Annotated in this window: 20 protein-coding genes; 14 read left to right on the top strand and 6 right to left on the bottom strand. The window is 47.8% G+C overall.

Annotated features, from left to right (window positions below):
* Positions 1-14 precede the first annotated feature (14 nt).
* Complete coding sequence (glmS, locus tag ACO0KW_RS12915) at positions 15-1,844, bottom strand: glutamine--fructose-6-phosphate transaminase (isomerizing) (RefSeq protein ID WP_423053535.1); 1,830 nt, start codon at positions 1,842-1,844, stop codon at positions 15-17.
* A 187-nt stretch (positions 1,845-2,031) separates the two neighbouring features.
* On the opposite strand from glmS, the gene ACO0KW_RS12910 reads away from it, so the two are divergent.
* Positions 2,032-2,496, top strand: coding sequence for an Lrp/AsnC family transcriptional regulator (locus tag ACO0KW_RS12910; protein ID WP_423053533.1), 465 nt, complete (start codon positions 2,032-2,034; stop codon positions 2,494-2,496).
* Positions 2,497-2,571: 75 nt separating this feature from the next.
* Here ACO0KW_RS12910 and ACO0KW_RS12905 read toward each other — a convergent pair whose 3' ends face one another.
* The 3 genes from ACO0KW_RS12905 to glmU form a co-directional block, all read right to left on the bottom strand.
* The gene (locus ACO0KW_RS12905; RefSeq protein ID WP_423053531.1) at positions 2,572-3,723 is read right to left on the bottom strand and encodes an NAD-dependent epimerase/dehydratase family protein; all 1,152 of its coding nucleotides are present in this window, start codon (positions 3,721-3,723) and stop codon (positions 2,572-2,574) included.
* Between the two features lie 45 nt (positions 3,724-3,768).
* Entirely contained in the window at positions 3,769-5,061 is a 1,293-nt protein-coding gene (locus tag ACO0KW_RS12900) for an NTP/NDP exchange transporter (RefSeq protein ID WP_423053529.1), read from the bottom strand.
* 1,294 nt (positions 5,062-6,355) lie between these two features.
* Positions 6,356-7,723, bottom strand: a complete 1,368-nt coding sequence (gene glmU, locus ACO0KW_RS12895) for a bifunctional UDP-N-acetylglucosamine diphosphorylase/glucosamine-1-phosphate N-acetyltransferase GlmU (RefSeq protein WP_423053527.1) — start codon at positions 7,721-7,723, stop codon at positions 6,356-6,358.
* A gap of 126 nt (positions 7,724-7,849) precedes the next feature.
* Between glmU and ACO0KW_RS12890 the strand changes: the two genes are divergently transcribed.
* Together ACO0KW_RS12890 and ACO0KW_RS12885 are read left to right on the top strand one after the other, a co-directional pair.
* Positions 7,850-8,500: a DUF4272 domain-containing protein gene (locus ACO0KW_RS12890; protein WP_423053525.1), complete on the top strand. Its 651-nt coding sequence runs from the start codon at positions 7,850-7,852 to the stop codon at positions 8,498-8,500.
* 204 nt (positions 8,501-8,704) lie between these two features.
* A complete protein-coding gene (locus tag ACO0KW_RS12885) occupies positions 8,705-10,054 on the top strand; it encodes a dipeptidase (RefSeq protein ID WP_423053523.1) in 1,350 nt (449 codons plus the stop codon).
* An 85-nt stretch (positions 10,055-10,139) separates the two neighbouring features.
* On the opposite strand, the gene ACO0KW_RS12880 is transcribed toward ACO0KW_RS12885, so the two are convergent.
* Positions 10,140-10,523, bottom strand: a complete 384-nt coding sequence (locus ACO0KW_RS12880) for a VOC family protein (RefSeq protein WP_423053522.1) — start codon at positions 10,521-10,523, stop codon at positions 10,140-10,142.
* A 104-nt stretch (positions 10,524-10,627) separates the two neighbouring features.
* Entirely contained in the window at positions 10,628-11,401 is a 774-nt protein-coding gene (locus tag ACO0KW_RS12875; protein ID WP_423053520.1) for a C1 family peptidase, read from the bottom strand.
* 315 nt (positions 11,402-11,716) lie between these two features.
* Here ACO0KW_RS12875 and ACO0KW_RS12870 point away from each other — a divergent pair, with 315 nt between their 5' ends.
* From ACO0KW_RS12870 to ACO0KW_RS12820, 11 genes are all read left to right on the top strand, one after another.
* Positions 11,717-14,092, top strand: a complete 2,376-nt coding sequence (locus ACO0KW_RS12870) for a catecholate siderophore receptor Fiu (RefSeq protein WP_423053518.1) — start codon at positions 11,717-11,719, stop codon at positions 14,090-14,092.
* A gap of 23 nt (positions 14,093-14,115) precedes the next feature.
* Complete coding sequence (locus tag ACO0KW_RS12865; RefSeq protein WP_423053517.1) at positions 14,116-14,796, top strand: Fe2+-dependent dioxygenase; 681 nt, start codon at positions 14,116-14,118, stop codon at positions 14,794-14,796.
* A gap of 222 nt (positions 14,797-15,018) precedes the next feature.
* A complete protein-coding gene (locus ACO0KW_RS12860) occupies positions 15,019-15,666 on the top strand; it encodes a PepSY-associated TM helix domain-containing protein (protein WP_423054663.1) in 648 nt (215 codons plus the stop codon).
* A 36-nt stretch (positions 15,667-15,702) separates the two neighbouring features.
* The gene (locus tag ACO0KW_RS12855) at positions 15,703-16,215 is read left to right on the top strand and encodes a DUF2271 domain-containing protein (protein WP_423053515.1); all 513 of its coding nucleotides are present in this window, start codon (positions 15,703-15,705) and stop codon (positions 16,213-16,215) included.
* A 32-nt stretch (positions 16,216-16,247) separates the two neighbouring features.
* Positions 16,248-17,057 carry a DUF4198 domain-containing protein gene (locus tag ACO0KW_RS12850; protein ID WP_423053513.1) on the top strand — a complete coding sequence of 270 codons (810 nt, stop codon included), beginning with the start codon at positions 16,248-16,250 and terminating at the stop codon, positions 17,055-17,057.
* 129 nt (positions 17,058-17,186) lie between these two features.
* On the top strand, positions 17,187-18,275 hold the full coding sequence (locus ACO0KW_RS12845) for an FAD:protein FMN transferase (RefSeq protein ID WP_423053511.1): 1,089 nt from the start codon (positions 17,187-17,189) through the stop codon (positions 18,273-18,275).
* 151 nt (positions 18,276-18,426) lie between these two features.
* Positions 18,427-19,857 (top strand): sulfite reductase subunit alpha, encoded by a 1,431-nt coding sequence (locus ACO0KW_RS12840; protein ID WP_423054662.1) that lies wholly within the window; start codon positions 18,427-18,429, stop codon positions 19,855-19,857.
* A gap of 61 nt (positions 19,858-19,918) precedes the next feature.
* Complete coding sequence (locus ACO0KW_RS12835; RefSeq protein ID WP_423053510.1) at positions 19,919-20,227, top strand: hypothetical protein; 309 nt, start codon at positions 19,919-19,921, stop codon at positions 20,225-20,227.
* Between the two features lie 117 nt (positions 20,228-20,344).
* On the top strand, positions 20,345-20,542 hold the full coding sequence (locus tag ACO0KW_RS12830; protein ID WP_423053508.1) for a hypothetical protein: 198 nt from the start codon (positions 20,345-20,347) through the stop codon (positions 20,540-20,542).
* Positions 20,543-20,599: 57 nt separating this feature from the next.
* Positions 20,600-21,265, top strand: a complete 666-nt coding sequence (locus tag ACO0KW_RS12825; protein ID WP_423053506.1) for a phytanoyl-CoA dioxygenase family protein — start codon at positions 20,600-20,602, stop codon at positions 21,263-21,265.
* Between the two features lie 194 nt (positions 21,266-21,459).
* Positions 21,460-22,722 (top strand): sterol desaturase family protein, encoded by a 1,263-nt coding sequence (locus tag ACO0KW_RS12820; RefSeq protein WP_423053504.1) that lies wholly within the window; start codon positions 21,460-21,462, stop codon positions 22,720-22,722.
* The last annotated feature ends 157 nt before the right edge of the window (positions 22,723-22,879 follow it).

Below are 22,879 nucleotides of genomic sequence, written 5' to 3'. Positions count from 1 at the left end.
AATATTTTATTACCTCACTCCACTGTGACGCTCTTGGCGAGATTACGTGGCTTATCGACATCCGTCCCCCGCGCCAATGCTGTGTGATACGCGAGCAACTGCAAAGGCACCGTATGCAATATCGGTGACAACATGCCGTAGTGTTCTGGCAGACGAATCACGTGTACACCTTCACTTGGGGTGATGCGAGAATCGGCGTCGGCGAAGACGTAGAGTTCGCCGCCGCGTGCTCTAACTTCTTGCATATTCGATTTGAGTTTTTCGATCAGCGTGTCGTTCGGGGCGACGGTGACTACTGGCATGTCTTTCGTCACTAAGGCAAGTGGGCCGTGCTTGAGTTCGCCTGCTGGGTAGGCTTCGGCGTGAATGTAGGAAATCTCTTTGAGTTTTAAAGCACCCTCAAGTGCGATTGGGTAATGCAAACCCCGACCTAGGAATAAGGCATTTTCTTTGCGCGCGAATTCGTCCGCCCAGGCGATGATTTGGGGCTCTAGTGCGAGCACTGCGGTAATCGCTACCGGTAAATGGCGCAAGGCTTTGATGTGATCTTGTTCTTGCGTTTCGCTTAAACGACCTTTGCTTTGCGCGAGTGTGAGCGCTAACAAGAATAAGGCGGCTAGCTGTGTGGTGAATGCTTTGGTCGATGCGACGCCAACTTCAACGCCAGCACGTGTGATGTAAGCGAGCTCGCATTCGCGCACCATGGCGCTGGTCGATACATTGCAAATCGTCAGGCTATGCGGCATGCCAAGTCCGCGGGCGTGTTTGAGTGCAGCCAGCGTGTCGGCGGTTTCGCCACTTTGTGAAATGGTGACGACCAAACTCTTAGGATTTGGCACGCTGTCGCGGTAGCGATATTCACTCGCGATTTCTACGTTGACTGGAATTTTAGCGATGGATTCTATCCAATATTTCGCTGTCATCCCAGCGTAGTAACTGGTACCGCAAGCGAGGATAAGTACATTGTCGATGTTTTGAAACACGCGATAGGCTTTATCACCAAACAGCTCAGGCATAATGTTGGTGATGCCTTCTAAAGTGTCACCCAAGGCGCGTGCTTGTTCGAAAATTTCTTTTTGCATGTAATGACGATAAGGGCCTAACTCTGCCGCGCCCGTGTGTGCATGTACCGTGCGCACTTCACGCTCGACCTGTTTTCCGTTGACGTCAACAATCCATACACGTTGCAATTGCAAATCAACGACATCGCCTTCTTCGAGATAAATAATTTGATCAGTGGTGCCTGCTAATGCCATCGCATCGGAGGCCAAGAAATTTTCACCCTTGCCTACGCCTACGATGAGGGGTGAACCTTGACGCGCTCCGACCACGCGATGTGGTTCATCACGACAGAACACGGCAATCGCATACGCACCTGTTAAGCGCTTGACGGCTTGTTGTACGGTTTCAAATAAATCGCCACTATACAAATGATCGACTAAGTGCGCGATGACTTCGGTGTCGGTTTGGCTTTCGAATACATAGCCTGCTTGCGTCAATTCGGCGCGTAGCTCTTCGTGGTTTTCAATAATGCCGTTGTGCACCAGCGCTATGCGGGCATTGTCGCCATTGCGAGAAAAATGCGGATGCGCATTCGCTGAGGATGGTGCGCCATGGGTTGCCCAACGGGTGTGAGCGATGCCGGTAAATCCTGCCAAACCTGTTTGCTCGACCTGCGCCTGCAATTCTGCTACACGTGAAGTGCTACGTGAGCGTTGTAATTTACCATCGACATGCAATGCCACGCCGCATGAATCATAGCCACGGTATTCGAGACGCTTGAGGCCTTCTAACAAGATAGGAGTGATATTACGTTGTGCTACTGCGCCGACGATGCCACACATAGAAACCTCTGCTGAGAAAATTAAGTCACCACTGACTATTCAACATGCATCCTAATCCAGCTCGCGTGAAATTTTCTTTCAAAATATTGATAAAAATGTTTAAATGGATCACCATCATCTAGCAGTGATGAAAAATTTCACTTCCTTTAAATTTTTGGAATTTTTATTCAATCTAATTCAAGATCTCATGACGGCCTTAGACGAACTCGATAAACGCATACTGCAAACCCTGCAACTGGATGCCTCCCTCAGCAATCAAGAACTGGCACAGCGCGTCCACGCCTCGCCGCCTACTTGCCTGCGTCGTGTGCATCGTCTAAGAAAGGAAGGCGTGATCGCGAAACAGGTTGCAATTTTATCGCCAGAAAAAGTCGGTGCTGGTTTGACAGCAATTGTTGAAATCACGCTTGATCATCAGGCCACTGAACATCAAATCGCATTTGAGCAATTGATGTTGAAAGAAATCGCCGTTCAACAATGCTACCGGGTATCACCGGGACCGGACTTTGTGGTGATCATCCAAGTGGCGGATATGGCGGCCTACCATGCACTGGCGCATCGCTTATTTGCGACGCAATCCAATGTGCGTAATGTGCGCAGTTTCTTTTCGATTTCACGCAGTAAATTTGAAACCCAAGTGGTGCTCGCATAAGGCTCAATAAAAAACAGCGCAGATCTTGCTTGATCTACGCTGTTTTTTTCATTCTACAAACTGGATAATACTGACTTAAGCTTTGGTGTCTTTCCAACGCTTCAAAATTGTCGCTTCTTGCTCGGCACTGAAAGCAAGTTTTGTTCGTCCTTTTTCTTCCGTCAGCTGCGTCTTATACCAAGCGAGCGTGTCGTTAACAGTTTGCTCAACCGGGCGGAAACGCATCCCAGTCTTAACTGCGCGTGCATTGCTAAACGTGTGAAAGCCCTTGCTATCGCCATAATAAGGTGACCAAATTGGGAATTCCATGTCTGTCTGCTTCGCCATGAATTCACTCGGTATCCAGGTCAAGGTGCTGGCTGTTTTCGTCGCTTTTTTACAGGCCTCAATGACACGTCCCCACGGCATGGTTTTCTCTGGACCTAGTGCATTAAATTTACCTACGGTTTGATTTTCCACCATCAAGACTAACCATTCTGCCAAATCACGCACATCGATAATTTGGAAAGGATCGGTAGGCACACCAGGTACGGCAATTTCACCGCCCTGATCGAAACGCACTGGCCAGTACGTGAAGCGACCACTTGGATCATCCGGCCCAACAATATAGCCAGGACGTACTATCGTCGTCTTGCCCGGCATCGCTTGCTCAGCAGCTTTTTCGCAAGCGGCTTTGAGTCCACCGTAGTTTTCGAAATTCTTACCCATCTCTTCGATGGCAGGATTTGACAAGACCGCCAATGGCGTGTCTTCATCCCCATGCATAGGCACGGGCTCTTTGTAGCAGCTGATACTCGAGATATAGATGTATTGCTTGACGCGTGGCGCCAGCAATTGTGCAGAGGCGGCAACCATGCGAGGGTAATAACCCGAGTCATCAATCACAGCATCCCACTCACCATTCTCTAACGATTTGATGCCTTCCCCTTTGTTGGGATCACGATCACCTTGGCGTTTTTCGATATTCGGGAATAAGCCGGGACGGGTCTTACCGCGATTAAATAAAGTCAATGTATGACCCCGTGCACTTGCCGCAGCAACAATCGCAGGGCCCAAAAATCCTGTTCCCCCGAGTACCAGAATGCGCTTAGGCGCGCTCGCTGGCTGTGCCGCAGATAAAGGGGCCGACGCATTCCCCAGGCTTGCTGCACCAGCTAAGCCTGTGACGCTCGCGACTGCACCTGCAGCAGCACTCATTTGAATAAATTGACGACGTGAATTAGACATCATTAGCTCCTGAAAATTTAAATCTCCACCGGAAATACTCTACGATCATTCTGATGATCTTCTTTGTAAACTCCGCCCTAAAGCGGCACTGACCCACAACCACACAGTTGCTGTTGATAACGCAACTATTCCCAAAGGAATTGCCAGCCATGCCAACAGGCTGGGAATCCATACGCCCAGCATATCGCCACCGCGGTATACAAAGGTATCGATGAAGGCTTTAGATTTATAACGTTCATCTGGTCCCAGATTGATATATAAAATTTCGCGGGCTGGGCGATCCACTGCGTAATGCAAACCGCGCCTGAGTACTTGCACAATCGCCAGCGCGGCAAAACCCGGCCAGATCAACAATGCACCAAAACCCGTGATCGTCACCAAAGGCAAAATCAATAAAACACCCGACACACCCAAGCCACGCAATAAACGGCTCGTCACAAATAATTGCAAACTTAGCGTCAACACATTACCCCATAAATCCATGCGCGCAAATGCAGCGGTGCGGGCAGCATTATCCGTAAAGCTGCGCGCAACAATATCTGCTTGCATCAAATAGAGAAAGGTCGAAGTCACCGCAAACAAGAGAATAAACAAGCAGATCATCTGCAAATAAGAAGATCCCAGAATCAAACGAAAACCTTGCCGAAAATCGGGGCCAGGTTCTTTCACTGTCTGTTCGCTGGCAGACAAATTGAAATTTGCCGCTACTCTTAACATACACATCACGGCCAACTCTAACCCCACGCAGGCTAGCAGCATCAGTCCGGCGGGCTCTAGCTTAATTCCCCAGCTACCCCGACTCAAAGCTTCCGTCGTTGCGGCACCGACTATCGCTCCCAAGGTGCCGCCCATAGAGATCATGCCAAATAAGCGTTTACCCTGATCTTCATTGAAGACGTCTGTCATCAGGCTCCAAAAAATCGAGACCACAAACAGATTAAATACGCTTAACCAGACATAAAAAACATAGCCTAAAACAGTGCCACCATGTTCCGGCAAGAACTTGAACAAGAACACGAAGATCAACAAATTAGCGGCAAAAAAATGACTGACGATGGGAATAAAACGTCGCCGTGCCAACTTCGACACCAACATCGCATAGACAGGATTAGCGACCAACATCGCCAACATCGTTGCGGTCATCAGCCATGGCAATTTATCGACACCTTTGGCAATTCCCATTGCTTCCCGCACCGGCCGCAGGAAATAGAAACTCAATAGGAGAAAGAAAAAATAAGCCGCAGCCCAAATCAGAGCGCGCCCTTCTCCCACACGTAACAAGACGACGCGTTGCAGTAAGGAATGTACTGCCGTTGAATTGATATTCGATGCATTCATATTGTCCCTACGCCAGCAAAAACAGAATTGCACTGGCGAAATTGTTTTGTTTTTATGTGCGAAAGTGAGAACGATTATGCCTTGACTATGGCTTAACAGTCTTCGATAGTTTCTTGCATCAAGCAACGTACATATGTAGATTTGGAGAAAAATTGAGGCGGGAAGTTCACCCGGTTCTTAAAAAAATGAACAATTTATTTCTACTTCTGATCTGAACTAAATGAGGCTGAGGAGGTCGCCGCATGACCATGCGTTACACACGGACGAGCTCAATCACTATTTTATTAATCGTATAAATCATTTACCAATTTTTCATCACTCAAGAAAAATTGGTCTTATTGGTCTTATTAGGCTTGAACGAACAAACGAATCTCGAGCATGTCACTCAAGCGACAATCTAGTCTTCAGAACAATCATAGGTGCACGCAATTACCACGGCAGCATATTGCTTAGGATGAATCAAAGAGAACATAAAAAAATCTGTGCAGAACACAATCAAATCAGTTTCAGCGATAAGGCTGGCTTATAAAGGGCTGAATTAAATTGCATTTAGACCATCATAAATGGTTTTTTATGTAATTTATCGTCGCATTTAGGCGACATTTATCTGAAATTCATGTCCAAAATCAATAATTATTTCTTGACGATGACAAGATATACGTTTTATGAATGGGTGACATTACTAATCAAAATTATATTTATATTTATCGCCTTGCTATGATTCTTCCTGTCGCAACGATGCATTTAAATCAAATGCAAAGAAACGATAAATTTAATCACTTATAAAGGAACAATCATGTTGAACGCATTCGTAGAAATCCAACTGGTAGTAACAATGATCGCTGTAGTCGCTGCATTCTCTACTTACTTGATCGATAGTTCTACAAACTAATTTGTAGCACTTTTGAGCACTTGTATTTAGTCGTATGAATTAGCAATATTAGTAAAAAAGTGGCGCGAGCAATTTAGTAAGCGATACCACAGAAGTAGTCAGATTTATGTTTGAGTAGTGAAAGCAGTATGTTTGTTAGAAGTCGTTTAAAGTTGCACGAGAAGTTGGTTGCAAAAACGCAGTAAATCACTGGCTGAGTAGAAACCAGCGTTGGATCGCTAGTGAGCAGTAAAGAAATGGACGCCTTATTTGTATTACTTGTTGCATTTGGATGAAAATCCTACCCAGCAATCAAGAACACATAAAAGGCGTCTGTCTAGGGGGAAATTCTTCCCCCTGTTTTGTATCTGGAGCAGGTATTACATTCGTCTGCTCATCGACACATCGTCCATTTTCCCCAATTCACTTTTTAATCTTTTGCGGACGCTGCCAGCCTTCTATCGTCAATTGTTTTGCACGCGATACGGTTAATTTTCCTTCTGGAGCATCTTTCGACAAGGTCGTTCCCGCACCTAATGTTGCCCCTCTGCCGACTCGTACTGGCGCAATCAATTGGCTGTCGCTGCCAATAAAGGCATCATCTTCAATCACGGTGCGGAATTTGTTCACGCCGTCGTAGTTACACGTAATGGTACCGGCGCCAATATTTACTCGACTGCCTATCGTGGCATCGCCGATGTAAGCCAGATGATTGGCTTTGCTGTGTGCAGCGATCTGACTATTTTTGATCTCAACAAAATTCCCAATATGCACGTCTTCCGCTAACTCAGCGCCCGGACGCAAGCGTGCATAAGGTCCAATCTGGCCTTTGGCACCAACCACCGCGTCTTCGATATGGCAAAAGGGTTTGATATCTGAACCGGCACCAATACGGGCATTTTTGATCACACAGTTAGCGCCAATTTTGACGCCATCAGCGAGTTCCACCCGCCCCTCGAACACACAACCAATATCAATCGTCACATCGCGTCCGCAAAGCAAATTACCGCGCACATCAATTCTCGCTGGATCCAGCAGAGTCACGCCCTGCTCCAACAAGCGTAGAGCGATATGTTGCTGATGCAAACGTTCTAATTCTGCCAGTTGCACTTTGCTATTGACGCCCATGGTTTCCCAGATTGCATCCGGTTGCGCCGAGGTGACTTCCACGCCATCAGCGACCGCACCGGCGACGATATCGGTCAGATAGTATTCGCCTTGTGCATTTTGATTCGATAATTTGCTCAACCAGCGTTTCAAGGCTGCGGTTGGTGCCACCATGATGCCGGTGTTAATTTCTTGAATCGCGCGTTCATCGTCATTCGCATCTTTCTGTTCAACGATGCGGCGGATTTTTCCTTGCTCACGAATGATGCGCCCCAAGCCGGTTGGGTCTGTCATCTGCGCCGTCAAAATCGCCAATTTTTCGCTACCAGCAGCCTCGACCAAGCGCTGCAAACTGCTCGTGCGTGTCAGCGGAACATCGCCATAAAGAATCAAAGTTGGCACTGCATCATCCAAATACGGAATCGCCTGCGCCACCGCATGACCGGTGCCCAATTGTGGCTCCTGCTTAGCAAAACAAATATCTTCGGCAGCAACAGCGCTTGGCACTTGCTCACCACCATGACCGTAAATCACACAAATTTTTGCAGCTTCCACAGCATTCAATTGACGCGCAGTGGCAATCACATGCTGCAACATCGCTTTACCTGCGATGGGATGCAGTACTTTAGGGAGATCAGATTGCATGCGTTTGCCCATGCCGGCAGCAAGAATAACGACGTTCATTGTTGTGATTAACTTAGAATAAAGTGAAGCTGATAGTCTATCACGCCGATCTATCTTGGAGCATCGGGTTGAGGGTGTCATAATCGAGCCTGCCGCACCAAGCTTTCATCATTACACAGCACTCCCATGACACCAGAACTCCGCAAAGAAGCTTCAGAACTCCAACTACATAAACGCGGCATACGCATAAATGTGCAACTGCACGTGATCGAAGCGAATGACGAAGTGAGGCTACGAACATCCTCAGAAGTCGAGGGGCGCTTAATCGCCCTGTGGGCGGTTAGTCAGTCAGCAATGAGTGGCGAACGCGGCGCGATGTACACTTATCTGCAAGCGCACAATCTCACATCCCTGTTATCCGCAAACGAGCGCACTTTCCTGACGCAAGAAACTGTCAGTGACGTTTTGCAGCAAAGCTTTCACGATCGTCAGCATGCATTTCACTTTCTCGCCTGGTGCGCAGGCTTGCTCGACAAGATAGATTTGAGCCCCAAGCCAGTGGCAACGGACAAGATATTGCAGTACTTCACACCATCCGATCGCGCGCTGCCATTGACTGCAGAGATCAAGCTCCGGCGCAAAGTCGACATCATGGATTGGTCAGACTTGCTGTATCGCCTACATTGGGCAGTGAGACACGCCACGCTCAATGACAAACCCAGTCCTGGAAATATCGATACAGCCATGGTGCGAGAGTGGCATCAGGCGGTTAACTGGATGTGTAATTATGATGATGAAAACAATTGGGATCTGGTGAGCACTGAAACCACTGCCTAACGATAGATGAGTTATTGATGAGCTATAAATGCACTGTGAATGGAGTCTAATAGACTGAATTCGACGGGAACCTTCTGCGACTGAGCGAGTCTAGGGTACAAGGGAACACACTACCCTGGCACAAATTTTTTAAATTATTCATAAGACCAACATCTATTTTCCACTATCCATTCCCCGATCAGTAGACCACCCACTAGGAACAACATGAGACAAGTGACACACCGCAAATTACCCATCGCACTCGTGATCAGTGCCCTGTTCGTAACTTCTGCCATAAGTGCTGCCATAAGTTCTGACAGCTACGCTCAGCCACCTGCCAAGACTTCCTCAGCAGAAGAAGCTTTAGTAAGCAAAGCCAAAGGCATACACAAACGTGTACTCACTTTAGATACGCATAATGATATCGACATCAATAATTTTGGATTTTCGCGCAATTATGCTCAAGACTTAGAGAACCAAGTCACCTTGCCGAAAATGATCGCTGGCGGCTTGGACGCATCTTTTTTCATCGTGTACACCGGTCAATCGACCGAGGCGGATGCCTTCGAACCAGCAGGCTACAAACGCGCTTACGATAGTGCCATCAATTTGTTTGAAGGCATACACCGGATGACGACGGTGTTAGCACCGACACAAATCGAATTTGCACGCAGTGCTGATGATGTGCGCCGCATCTATGCAAAAGGTAAAAAAGTCGCCTTGATCGGCGTCGAAAATGCCTACCCATTAGGCGACGAAAAATTCGCTTTAAAACGCGTGAAGCAATTCTACGAACGCGGTGCGCGTTATATGTCTTTGGCACATCAAGGGCATAGCCAATTATCCGATTCAAATACGGGCGAAGCAATCGGCTGGAAATGGAATGGTTTATCACCACTAGGCAAGCAGGTCATTGCCGAGATGAATAAATGGGGCATCATGGTCGATGTGTCGCATCCTTCCAAAGAATCGATGATGCAAACGCTGGCGATTACAAAAGCACCGATCATCGCCTCCCATTCTTCAGTGCGCGCTTTGTGCGATGTCAGCCGCAACATGGATGATGAGCAATTGCTGGCACTGAAGGCCAACAACGGTGTGATTCAGATTGTTGGCTTTAATGCTTACTTAAAAACGGATTCCGCAGAACGCCGTGTTGCCTTGAAAGCCTTGCGTGATGAATTCAAATTGCCAGACAACGTCTCAGTACAAGGTGTACGCCGCGGCCCCGTTGGTGGGGTTAGCGAAGAACAACGCGCCACTTTGTTAAAACGCCTGAGCGAAGTGGATGCCAAGTTTCCACCACCGACCCGCGCAACAGTCAAAGATTTGGTCGATCACATTGATTACGCAGTCAAAAAAATCGGGATTGACCATGTCGGCATTTCTTCCGATTTCGATGGTGGTGGCGGCATCGATGGATGGAATCACGCGGGAGAAACTTTCAACGTGACTTTGGAATTAGTCCGCCGTGGCTATACTGAAGCGCAGATCGGCAAAATGTGGAGCGGCAATTTATTGCGCGTGATGGCGGATGTCGAAAAAGTAGCGAAAGAGCTTCAGGCGCAAAAATAGTCTCAGTAGAAGTCGCAACGAGTATTGCAACGACAGCGCTAACAATCACACACAATTTAAGTGACACTAAGTGCAGTAAATTTCATTATTTACTGCACTTTTTTTCTTCCATCATTCCCACTAAATTTCCATCGGGATCACGCACGAATCCTATCCACAGATCGTGGTCTGGCATTTTTGCAGCGAGCTGCGGAGCGCGTTCTGGCGAAGCGCCGCGGGTGAGAACGCCCGCAAATGTGTCTTCGATATCGCTGACTTTAAAATACAACACCGAATTTACGCCAACAACTCCAGCACCTTGTGGCGTGCTAAGCATAATGCGTATCCTACCGGCAGCCAAAAACGCTAATGTTGGTGCGGGACTGAATAGAAATTGCAAACCCAAGACATCGCGATAGAACGGCAAGGCGGTATCGATATCACTCACGGTGATAGCAATTTGCCCTATTTCCGATAAACGATCTGACATATTTCCCTCTCTATTTTTTACTCTATTTTTTACTCATTTTTATTCATTTTTATTCATTTCTATTCATTTTTTACTCAATTTATTCCCTATGTTTTGCCCCAAATTTATCCCCACTCAACCGCGCGCAAAGTCCAAAAATCACGCGCCAGTTTGGGATTTAAAACATAATCGTAAGGCATCGTAAAATAGCCTTTCTGACCCCACGTTTTACCCCAAGAATTCATCACAATAAAGCGCTGACTCATTTCTTTGTAACCAACGAGCAATACTGCATGTCCACCGACTTTTTCCTCTTCCTTTTTCGGCAAATTTAGTACGCCACGGCTAGTCATTTGCGCACTATCAAACGCACTAAAGACAGTCAAGCCACACACGATAGGATAGCCCTGCGCCAGACAAATTTTAAGTTCTTCGAGTTCATGTCGTAAGCGTTGATAGGCAATGCTCTGATAGGACAAAGCTTGCTCATACGCTGGCTGCGGTGGTTGACTGGCATAGCGATAGGTACGATAGGGCCAACGACTTTCACGGCAAATTCCGTGCTTCGCAACGCTCTTCATCGCATCGCGAATTTGCGCGCCTTTATTTTGGTCCTGCGTCCCAGCGATTGCCCGCGCGTTGTAGTGCAAAAATAGACGCGATGGATGATAAGTAGGCATCGCCATCGCACGCTCTCTAGCTTGCCGCATCAAATTAAATCGAAATGCATTACATACGGCGTTCGCAGTACAACTACCGATCCGTGCTCCCTGATCAAACACAGGCGGACAATGTGGCCGCAAATCGACTTGCGCGGGTAAATCCAGCGCCGGGGCCTGGAAAGCATGGTCACGCTCATCAGGCGCATCTGCCTCCCACAAGAATAATTTTGAATTCATCCGCACCTCGTCATTGAAGGATTCACAAAGAAGTCAGCTTATGCGAAATCGCAGCGTTTAGAAAGTCCTTGCTAACCCGATCCCGCCCGCTATTTTGCTTGTTTCTCGGCGACGCCAGAAGTCCCTGCCGCGCTTATTGACGCACATATGCACATACGAGAGATTCCAAATCAGAACCGAATCACTTAAATCAGATAGCTCACCGACAAATGCAAATGAGAATAATTCTCGTTTACATTTAGAGGGAAGCTGTCTATAATTGTGGACAACAGTCATTCAACCCCGTTCATCTACAGCGACTTTTCAGGAATTTGTATGCGCGACAACTTTATCAAAAGCACCAAGCACGACTTTGCGGCCCATAAAACGGCACCAACCCTCAAACCTACTTTGCCGTTGAGTGCCGCACTCGCTAGTTTGATATTGCCGTTTGCAACACAGGCAAGCCCTCAAACGTCACAACCAACGACCGATAAAAAAACGCCTGCCACGCAACAACAGCAAACTCTGCAAACTCAAGCAGCCCAGCAGTTACAAGAAATTCAGGTCGTCAGCAGCACCGACAATGAATTCAAATCCAACAAAGCGGCATCGGCAAAATACTCGCAGCCATTAATCGACATGCCACAAACTATTACCGTGATTAAGCGTGAATTGATTGAACAACAAGCGGCAGTCAATCTGAGTGAGGCTTTACGCAATACGCCAGGTGTGGGCACCTTCTTCTTAGGTGAAAACGGTAGCACCAATACAGGTGATGCGATCTACATGCGCGGCGTCGATAGTTCCAGCAGTATCTATGTCGATGGCATACGCGATCTCGGATCAATTTCACGCGATCTTTTTAATATCGAACAAATCGATGTATTGAAGGGCTCTGCGGGTACAGATAGCGGCCGTAGTTCTGCCACTGGATCGATTAATTTGAGCAGTAAGCAAGCGCATCTCGATGATGCGACTTTCATGAACCTGACACTCGGCAGTGCCAAACAACAACGTCTGAATGCTGATAAAAATGTCGTGCTGGACAAAAACAATGGCGCGACCTTCCGCCTCAACATCATGGCGCAAGACAGCGGTGTCGCCGGCCGTGATATCGTCCACAACAAACGCTGGGCAATTGCGCCCTCTTTCGCACTCGGGCTGAATCAAAACACGCACTTCTATCTCAATTATCTACACGTACAACAAGATAATATTCCCGATGGTGGCGTGCCAACTATCGGCTTGCCTGGATACAGCAGTCCCGATCTGAAGCGCCCATTTCTAAGCAACGCGACGCCAGTCAATTCAACCAATTTTTATGGTTCGGCACACGACTTCGATCGAGTCACGGCTGACATGTTAACCGCAAAAATAGAACATCGACTATCACCACAAGTCCGTTTGATTAACACGACGCGTTATGGCAAAACGGCACAAAACTATTTGCTGACCGCCTTCATGGGTAATGCGACAAATCTGCTAACGCCAGACGCAAACGCGACAAATAGCTGGACGCTGGCACGCAGCACCCGCACCTTGAAAGATCAAGCAAATGAAATTCTGACGAATCAGACCAACATCCTCGCACAACTCACCGTGGCTGGCATCAAGCATGACTTGCTGGGCGGATTGGAATTGATCAATGAAAAACAAAATACCTGGGGCTATAACGGCACCGGAACTCTGGCACCAGCAAAACTTTACCAACCTAACCCCGACGACCAAGTCAGCAACCTGCAATTGATCAGAAATGGTGCATTCACTCGCGGCGCCACCAGCACACTGAGCGCTTACGCATTTGACACCATTTCATTGACGCCAGATATTTTGTTAAATGCAGGCGTGCGACTAGATCATTACGCGACTGATTACAGCGCCGCCAGTTTTTCAACTGCCAGCAGCAATCCCACACTGCCCGTCGGCACACTAATACCAAGTAATCTGAACAGTAGCGGTAATCTACTGAATTGGAAGTTAGGTACGGTATATAAGCCCACCAAAGAGAGCAGCGTGTATGCTGCAATATCGACCTCAAAACAGCCTCCGGGAGGTAGTAATTTTGCACTGAGCAGCGCGGCCAATAGCGCTGCCAATCCCAAGTTTGATCCGCAAGATACCCGCAATATTGAGATCGGTACCAAGTGGGAGTTACTCGCACAAAAAGTTAGCTTGACGGCGGCGCTCTACAGGACCGAGATTTCCAACGAAGTCGTACAAAATCCCGCCGATTTGTTGTACTACCAAACTGGAAAAAAGGAGGTCAGTGGATTAGAAGTGGGTGTCACCGGTGCCTTGCAAAGAGATTGGTTAATCAGCGCTGGCTACGCCTACATGCATACCAAGGTTGCTAGCGGTCCCTTAGTCGCCGCCAGTGGCATCAATAATTTGGCGTATGCACCGAAACAAAGTTTTACGGCGTGGACTTCCTACCAATTGCCATTTGGTCTTAAACTTGGAGGCGGTGCACGCTTCGTTGATGCGCTATTACGTAGCACCGATAGCGCATTAGGAACACCGGCCAGGACACAAGCCTATTGGGTGTTTGATGCGATGGCAAGTTATGCGATTAATCGCCAACTTGATCTGCAACTCAACTTATACAATCTGGCGGACAGAACTTATGTGGCGGCATTCAATAAGAGTGGTTACCGCTACACGCCGGGTACGCCGCGTTCGCTTAGTTTAGGTCTCAACCTTAAGTACTAAGCTAAAGTACTAAGGAAATCCCTATGATGCTGCATATCCCACAAGTCCTCAGTCACACTGAAGTGCTCGCGCTGCGCCAAAAACTCGACGCCAGCAATTGGATCGACGGTAAAGAAACCGTGGGAGCACAAGGCGCTCAGGTAAAGCAAAATCGGCAGTTGCCAGAGCATTCGCCGCTGTCGATTAAACTGGGGCAATTGGTACTCAATGCGGTGAAAAAACATTCCTTGTTTTTCGCTGCGGCCTTACCCCTGCGCATTGTACCGCCGCTGTTCAATGCCTATGCTGGTGGCGAACATTATGGCTTACATGTCGATGGCGCAGTGCGTGAAGTGCTGAACGCTGACTACAGGCTACGCACTGATTTGTCTTCCACTTTGTTTTTAACTGATCCGGAAGAATACGACGGTGGCGAGCTGGAAGTCGTGGATACCTATGGCACGCATACGGTGAAGCTGCCGGCTGGTGATTTGATACTTTATCCTGCCAGCAGCTTACATCAAGTGAGGCCCGTCACGCGTGGCACACGGGTTTGTTCCTTTTTTTGGACGCAAAGCATGATACGAAATGATCAACAACGCAGCATGCTGTTTGAACTAGATCAGCACATACAGAGCTTACGTGGACAAGTCGGCGATAGTCCAGAGGTATTAGGCTTAACAGGGCATTATCACAATCTGTTGCGGATGTGGAGCGAGACTTAAATAGGCTACCAATCGCTTGGCCTTTACAATCAATTGCTATCCTCTTTAAACAAATTGATACAAGTTACCGACAGTGCGTCCATTTTTCACAAACGCGAAAGCCTTATAATGCAGTCTGATAGGAAACTACGCCATTTTTTGGCAAACGACGAACTAAGCTGAACCAGCTGAAATGACGGATTAAGCGGAATTCAATTTAAACCGCACTAACATTTTTTAGAAATTTTCATTGTGAGCAAACCCGCCCAACAACAACGCGCTTTTTGGCTACGTCATCTGCATAACTGGCATTGGATCAGTTCTGCTCTCTGCTTAATCGGGATGATCTTATTTGCGATCACAGGCTTTACGTTAAATCATGCGGGCGATATCGAAGCGCATCCGGTAGTGAGCAAAAAAACGGGAACAATACCGGCGAATCTATTGGCGAAACTGGTGCAGGAAATTCCTCACCGCAGCAAAAAAACCGCCGACCAGAGCTTGCCGCAAGAAATGCAAACATGGTTAGAACAAAATCTGAAGATTGATGTCCAAGCAAAAGCGGCCGAGTGGTCACCAGAAGAAATCTATGTTGCCCTGCCCCGCCCCGGTGGCGATGCCTGGTTGAGAATTGAGATGGATACTGGCGCGCTCGAATACGAAAAGACCGAACGCGGCATGATCGCGTATTTGAACGATTTACATAAAGGCAGAAATACGGGCAAGGCTTGGTCTTGGTTCATCGACATTTTTGCGTTAGCTTGTCTAATATTTTGTATCACTGGTTTATTTTTATTAAAGATGCATGCGAATAATCGCGTGTTGACTTGGCCCCTAGTCACGCTGGGCTTGGTCGCACCAGTTTTATTAGCCATCTTATTCATACATTAATTTCTATCCATAGTGTTCCCACCGACGAGGTATAACATGCAGAAAATCATCCCCTTCGCCATCTCCACTTTGCTAGGCTCATCAGCAATGGCTGCTGAATTAGTCGTGAAGCTTGAAGTTCCTAAGCTTGATGTTGCCGAGTATCACAAGCCCTATGTGGCCTTGTGGATCGAGCGCCCAGATCAGACCTTAGCAGCCAATCTGCAAGTTTGGTACGACGTCAAAAAACGCAATAACGAAGGTACCAAGTGGTTGAAAGATTTACGTCAATGGTGGCGTCGTAGTGGTCGTGATTTAAGTTTGCCGGTTGACGGCGTCAGTGCTGCAACCCGTATCGTCGGCGAACACAGTCTAAGTTTTGCGGGCGACAGCAATGCTCTGGCAAAATTGCCATCGGGCGAATACAACCTGATCGTCGAAGCTGCACGTGAAGGCGGTGGTCGTGAAGTTGTGAAGCTGCCATTTATCTGGAATGGTAAAGAGCAAGCAGTGATGAGCGTGCAAGGTAGCCATGAGCTGGGCAAAGTCAGCGTTCAAGTCAAAAAATAGTCTCAGCCAATCACACTTTCAAGGAATCTACGATGAAACGCCTAGCCCTCACCTGCGCAATCAGCGCCGCTTTGTTAGCCCCAATTTCTGCCCAGGCAGACCGGCCGTTTATTTTGCCCGCGATGACACTCAATTCTGGCACCGCGCCTTTAATTACCTTTGACGCCGCCGTGGGTGAAAACCTGTTTTACTTCGATCACAATACCCTGAGTATCGATAACCTGACGATCACGGCCGCCGACGGCAGCATCGTGAAGCCAGAAAGTATCGCACTGGGTAAATTACGCAATAGTTTCGACTTGCGCGCTAGTCTTCAAGGCACGTATAAGGTCAGCATCGTCAATGACATGCTGATTGCTAACTACAAAGAAAACGGTGCACCAAAACGCTGGCGTGGAAATGCTGAAGCCTTCGCCAAAGAAGTACCAACGAACGCGGAAGAATTACAGGTCTTCCAAAATCAAAGCCGCATCGAAACTTTCGTTACCAACGGTAGCCCCAACAACACCGCCTTAAAACCGAGCGGTAAAGGTTTAGAGCTACAAGCAATCACGCATCCGAACGACATCGTGGATGGTGAGGCCGCTAGTTTCCGTTTGCTACTAGATGGACAACCCGCAGCTGGCGTCAAAGTCACTGTGATTGCAGGCGGCGCACGTTATCGCCAAAAACTGGGCGAGCAATTCTATACCAGCGATGCTGATGGAAAAATTAAGATCACCTGGCAAGGTGCGGGCATGTATTGGTTGCAAGCGCGTACGAGCGACAATAAAACTGCCGTACCCGCAGCCAAAGAGCGACGTGCCAGTTACATTGCGACTTTAGAAGTATTGCCGCAATAAACAAAGCAAGACTCTCAACAAAACTAAACGCTGGCGGTTCCCTCCATCATGCCGAATTGCCAGCAATCAGATCCACGCCAGACCTCGTATTGCTCACGCCTGTAAGCGTTTCATCTAATTATTGTGACCGTGCCTTCTTCATCTACTCCTGAAAATTTATCCACCTCTGCACGTCAAGTGTTGATCCCGCTCAATATGAGTCAGCCGCGTGTGCCCGATAGCGACACCCACTATGTAAATTTGCAGGGTTTCAGCATGGGCACCAGCTGGCAAGTACAGTGCTATCTTCCAGCGGCTGAACATGACCCAGTGAGTCAAGTCGAAGAATTACGAGTCGGTATCCAAGCGCAACTCGATCAGGTCGTAGCGCAGATGAGCCCGTGGGAAGCGGATTCTGACCTCACTCAGTTCAATCGTGCCCCAGCAAATAGTTGGCAAGTTTTGCCTCCAGAATTTTTTAAAGTCTTACAGCACAGCGTCTTTGTCGCCGAGCAAACCCGTGGCGCTTTCGATCCCAGCATCGGTCATTTGGCGAATTTATGGGGGTTTGGCCCGGCTGGAAAATTGACACAAGCGCCCGATGCAGTCGAGATTCTGCAAGCACGCCTGCGTACCAATTGGCAGCAAATCCGTTTAAATCCTGCGGATAGTAGTGCTCTGCAAATCGGCGACGTAGAGCTAGATCTGTGTTCTACCGCCAAAGGTTTTGGCGTGGATCAAGTCGCACGCTACTTGCAACAAATTGGTATCACGAGTTATCTGGTCGAAGTCGGTGGCGAACTGCGTGGCCTGGGTTGCAAACCCGATGGACAACCGTGGTGGGTAGAACTAGAAGTCGTACCAGATTCGACTTTAGAACAATTACCTATCCAAGATTTTTCTACCTCGTATATTGTCGCCTTACATGGTTTAGCGGTTGCGACATCCGGTGATTACAATCGGTATTTCATGCACGAAGGCAAACGCTATTCACATACGATCGATCCGCGCACTGGCTACCCAGTGGATCACGATCTGGCCTCGGTCACGGTGATGCATTCCGAGTGCATGATTGCCGATGCGCTCGCCACGGCGATGAGCGTGCTTGGTGTCAAAAAAGGCATGGCTTACGCCAAGCGACTGCATGCTGCGGCGCGCTTTATCGAACGCAAACCCGATGGCTTTGTGGAGCATCTGAGTCCCGCTTTCATAGCGATGACGGATGAACATCTTGATTAATACAGACAAACACTCTCCAACACCGCCTATTGCAATTTCTGAAGAGGGCGCTGCAAAGAATGTAGAGAATAATTCTGCAGGAAATTCTGCAAAAGCGCCCCGCCTCCTCGCGCTCGGTTTAGCGAGTTCAGTGGGAATCACATTGCTAATGATGCTGACGCCATTCGTCGACTATATCCAAGGAGCACTCAGTTTGCAGCAAGTGCGGATAGGTAGTGCCGTTAGTGTACTGCTTAGCTATATCCTATTTTATAACTGGATACAGCAGCGCCACATGCAAGCACATCACGCAAGTTATTTGCCAACAATACCGTTTGGCTCGGTCGCTGCGGACGAGGTACTGATTGTCTATGCAAGTCAAACCGGCTACGCCGAACAATTGGCCATGCAAACCCTCACCAGTTTGCAAGAAGGCAGTATGTCCGCACGTCTGATCAACATTCAAACGATCACACCTGAAGTCTTGCAGCAGGCGAAGAAAATCTTGTTTATAGCAAGCACCACAGGTGAAGGCGATGCCCCAGATAGTGCGGCCAAGTTCACCCGCAACCTGCTACATCAAACACTCCCACTATCGCATCTGCATTACGCCGTTCTTGCACTCGGTGATCGCCACTACCAAGCCTTCTGCGCCTTCGGACATCAACTTGATCATTGGCTACGCCAACAAGGCGCGCACAGCTTGTTTGATTTGGTCGAGGTAGACAATGGCGACGATGGCGCTTTACGCCACTGGCAACACCATCTGGGCATGCTCAGTGGGCATACTGACCTGGCAGATTGGCACCAAGCCGAATATGAAAGTTGGATACTCAGCGAACGTCATTTGCTAAATCCAAGTAGCCACGGCGGGGCGGTTTATCAATTGCGCCTGACGCCTTTAGTAGCAAATTTAAGAACAAATAAGAACTTGGGCGAGCAATGGCAAGCCGGTGACATCGCCGAAATTCTGCCACGTCGTCCCGATATCAATAAGCCACTGCCGCATCGCGAATATTCGATCGCCTCGATTCCTTCCGACGGCGCAGTTGAGCTCCTCGTGCGTCAGATGGCACAAGCTGATGGAAGTTTAGGTCTTGGATCTGGCTGGCTCACCCACTTCGCGAATATTGGCGACACGATCGATTTACGCCTGCGTGTGAATCGCAGTTTTCATCCACCGGCAGAAGATGTACCGATGATACTAATCGGCAATGGCACTGGCATCGCTGGCTTACGTGCGCACTTAAAACAGCGTGCAGAAAAAGGTGTCAAACGCAACTGGTTAATCTTTGGCGAACGTGAACGGGCTCATGATTTTTTCTGTCAGCATGACATAGCACAATGGCAAGCCAGCGGTATCCTCAACAAACTCGATCTCGCCTTCTCGCGTGATCAAGAACAAAAATTTTATGTGCAAGACAAACTACGTGAACAAGCGGACGAACTACGCAACTGGATCGCACAAGGCGCAGCAATTTACGTCTGCGGCAGTTTGGCAGGAATGGCAGGCGGCGTCGACCTCGCTCTCCGTGAAATTTTGGGCGAGGCAGAGTTAGAACGCTTGCGCGATCATGGACTTTATCGACGTGATGTTTATTGAATTCGGATTAATTAGTTTCAATTTCAAACTTATTTCATACTTCATTGTAGGCGCAAGGCTCATGAAAAACATTCAAATAATCGATGGTGCCGACAACGCTGTATATGATATTTATGCAGCGACTGAGGAAGAATTTTCAGCGATTTTTCCAGGAAATGAAGATGTCGCATTTATAGATGAAGTCATGGCCCGTCAGCAAGGCAATGAGTTGAATGATATTTTCAATCGGATGTGGAAACGTCGTATTCCAAAAAGAGAAGCGATGGGGATACACGGGATTCTGTTTTACGAACTTGAGCATAAGAAACAATATTACTCAACGCGTAGAGATGAAGAGGCGAGAAACCCGAATGGGACTGCGCTTAGATAAATTTTTTATTTACGCTGGGTATCAAGGACAGCTCAATGAGGCGATCGCACTATTCCACGCATTGAGCAAAATCATAACGTAACTTAATCAAGCAATTCAAAACTATCAAGGAAATTTATGTGGTTACTCCCTTGGGAAAAACTTCCGCCTCTGATTCTCGGTCCACTCCTCATACTAATCAGCGCCATCGCACTTTTCGATCAAATGACTGAAAATAAAGATTGGCCAGATTTGACTTGGCTATGGATAGGATTATTGGGTGGCATCGCGATAACGACTTTTGGCTTAGTGACATGGTGGCGCAAGAAAAATTAAGAATCGTTGCTACCTATTTTCCGAAGCTCAACTTATCTCATTCGATCCACCACCAATATGCAATTTCTTGAGACCGGTTTTCACATTGTTGACGATTTTATTTCTACTGCTTGGCGCCAAGCCATCTTGGAGGAAATGGCGCAATCAATAGAAATGTCTCGCGGTGGCGGGATTAGGAACATCGATAAAAAATTGAAGACTGTGGAAGCCTACCTGCATAGCGTAGAATTTCAACAAAAGTCAGAGGCATTTTTGCCTCCCAACGCAGCCTTGGTCAGAGCTATTCTATTTAATAAGTCGGCAGAATCAAATTGGTACGTGAGCTGGCATCAAGATAAAACTGTTTCGGTATCTGCGCGATTTGAAGATCCTGAATGGCGGGCGTGGAGCGTGAAGGAAGAGATCATTCATGTGCAGCCGCCATTCACCGTCTTGGAAAATATGGTGACCATCCGTGTGCACTTAGATGCGGCATCGAAAGATAATGCCTGTTTGCAAGTGATCACTGGCAGTCATCAACTCGGCGTCTTGAATGCCGAACAAATACATGAAATCGTCGCGCAAAGTACGCCGCATTTTTGCGAAACAAAGCGGGATGCTGCTTTAATTATGCGCCCTCATTTACTGCACGCATCTAGCAAAAGTAAGCTGCCAGATAGTCGACGTGTTCTGCATTTTGAATTTAGTACTTGGCGACTCCCGGACGGCATTCACTGGAATTAATTGAACTGCATCGTTCATCGGCGCACGATATCAATTACACTCAAAATGTCTCGACATAATTGCACCAACTTTAACAATATGTTAATTTGCCTCCCTTGCGATTAGAACAAATCAAACAGGCAACATGATCGCACAATCCGTTTAAGCGAATAGCTTAAACCTACATCGGATGCTTGAACATCAGCGAGGGAAGTATGCAAGAAAAACAGCTGCAGGAAAAATTGGCGAAGCCAGTCACTGTATTAGCCAGCGCGGCAAAAGATACAGCCAGACTCATGACGACAGATGGTGAGCTCAAAAAAGGCTATGGCATCGTCAGCGGCGTGTGGGCGTTGAGTCTCGCGATTTTGTGCTTTCTTGGCGTTCTGGCTTTTCACTATCCGCAATATTTAACGACGCCAGAATTGCGGCAAAAATATTCGCCCGATCTGATCCGGCATGTGATGTTTGCTGCGCTGGTCTTATCCGGCTCGATCAGCTTGGTCAATCTCATTCTCAAACGTGCGATCAGCATTAATCTGGTTGCTGGCTTATTAGTACTTGCTAGCGTGCTGCTGGGCGGTTCGCATGTACCAGTCGACGATTTTCCAGATCACACGCCTTACATCGGTCTTGATTGGTTTATTCTGGATTTGTTGGGTTCGACTTTGATCTTTGTCGCGTTCGAAAAAATCTTCCCGCTATATCGCGGACAACCAATTTTTCGCAAAGAATGGCAGACTGATCTAGTGCACTTTGCCGTCAATCATTTCATCATTGGCCTAGCCTTATTGACTGTCAATTTCTTAATTCACAAAATCTTCGGTTGGATAGCGATTCCCGCCGCACAGGAATTGGTACAAGCGATTCCGTTCATGCCGCAACTTTTATTGTGCATATTGATCGCGGATCTGGCGCAATACTGGACCCACCGCGCCTATCACGAGGTACCGTTTTTGTGGCGTTTTCACGCCGTCCATCACAGCACGAAAACGATGGATTGGTTGGCAGGTTCGCGCATGCACATACTCGAATTAATCGCGACTCGCGTGTTGGTTTTGGGCAGCTTGTACGTACTGGGTTTTGAAAAATCGGTGATGGATGTGTACATCATTGTCGTCGGATTTCAGGCGGTGTTTAATCACGCGAATGTGCATCTGAACTGGGGTCCACTAAAGTATTTGATCGTGACGCCGGATTTTCATCACTGGCATCATTCATCCGACGAGATCGCGGTGGATAAAAATTATGCGGCGCACTTCGCGTTTCTGGACCATGTATTTGGAACCGCCATCAAAGGACAAACCGGCTTTCCAAAACACTATGGCGTAATTGGCGACTACATGCCAGAAGGGTTTATGGCGCAACAGCGTTTTCCATTTCATGTGGACCCCTATCGTGCTGGTACCGCGGCGCTACTTCGCTCGAAACGACGTAAGCGTCGATTGAATAAAGTAGAAAACGCAAACGATAATTAAAGATCGGATTCAGGTGAGGCTGCATGTCACACCTGTTTTTTTGACACACGAGTCAATTGGAATCAATCAAGGTTGGCGCCATCAAAATTAAGAAATACGATACTCATAGCTTGCTTTATCCTACGAGAGATCTTCCGCCGGATCGAGCCTGCCTCCA

It is taken from the genome of Undibacterium sp. Ji22W, from assembly GCF_049340305.1.
GTDB lineage: Bacteria > Pseudomonadota > Gammaproteobacteria > Burkholderiales > Burkholderiaceae_D > Undibacterium.
The sequence above is the reverse complement of the archived record's forward strand: the minus strand, read 5'-3'. Positions and strand labels throughout refer to the sequence as shown.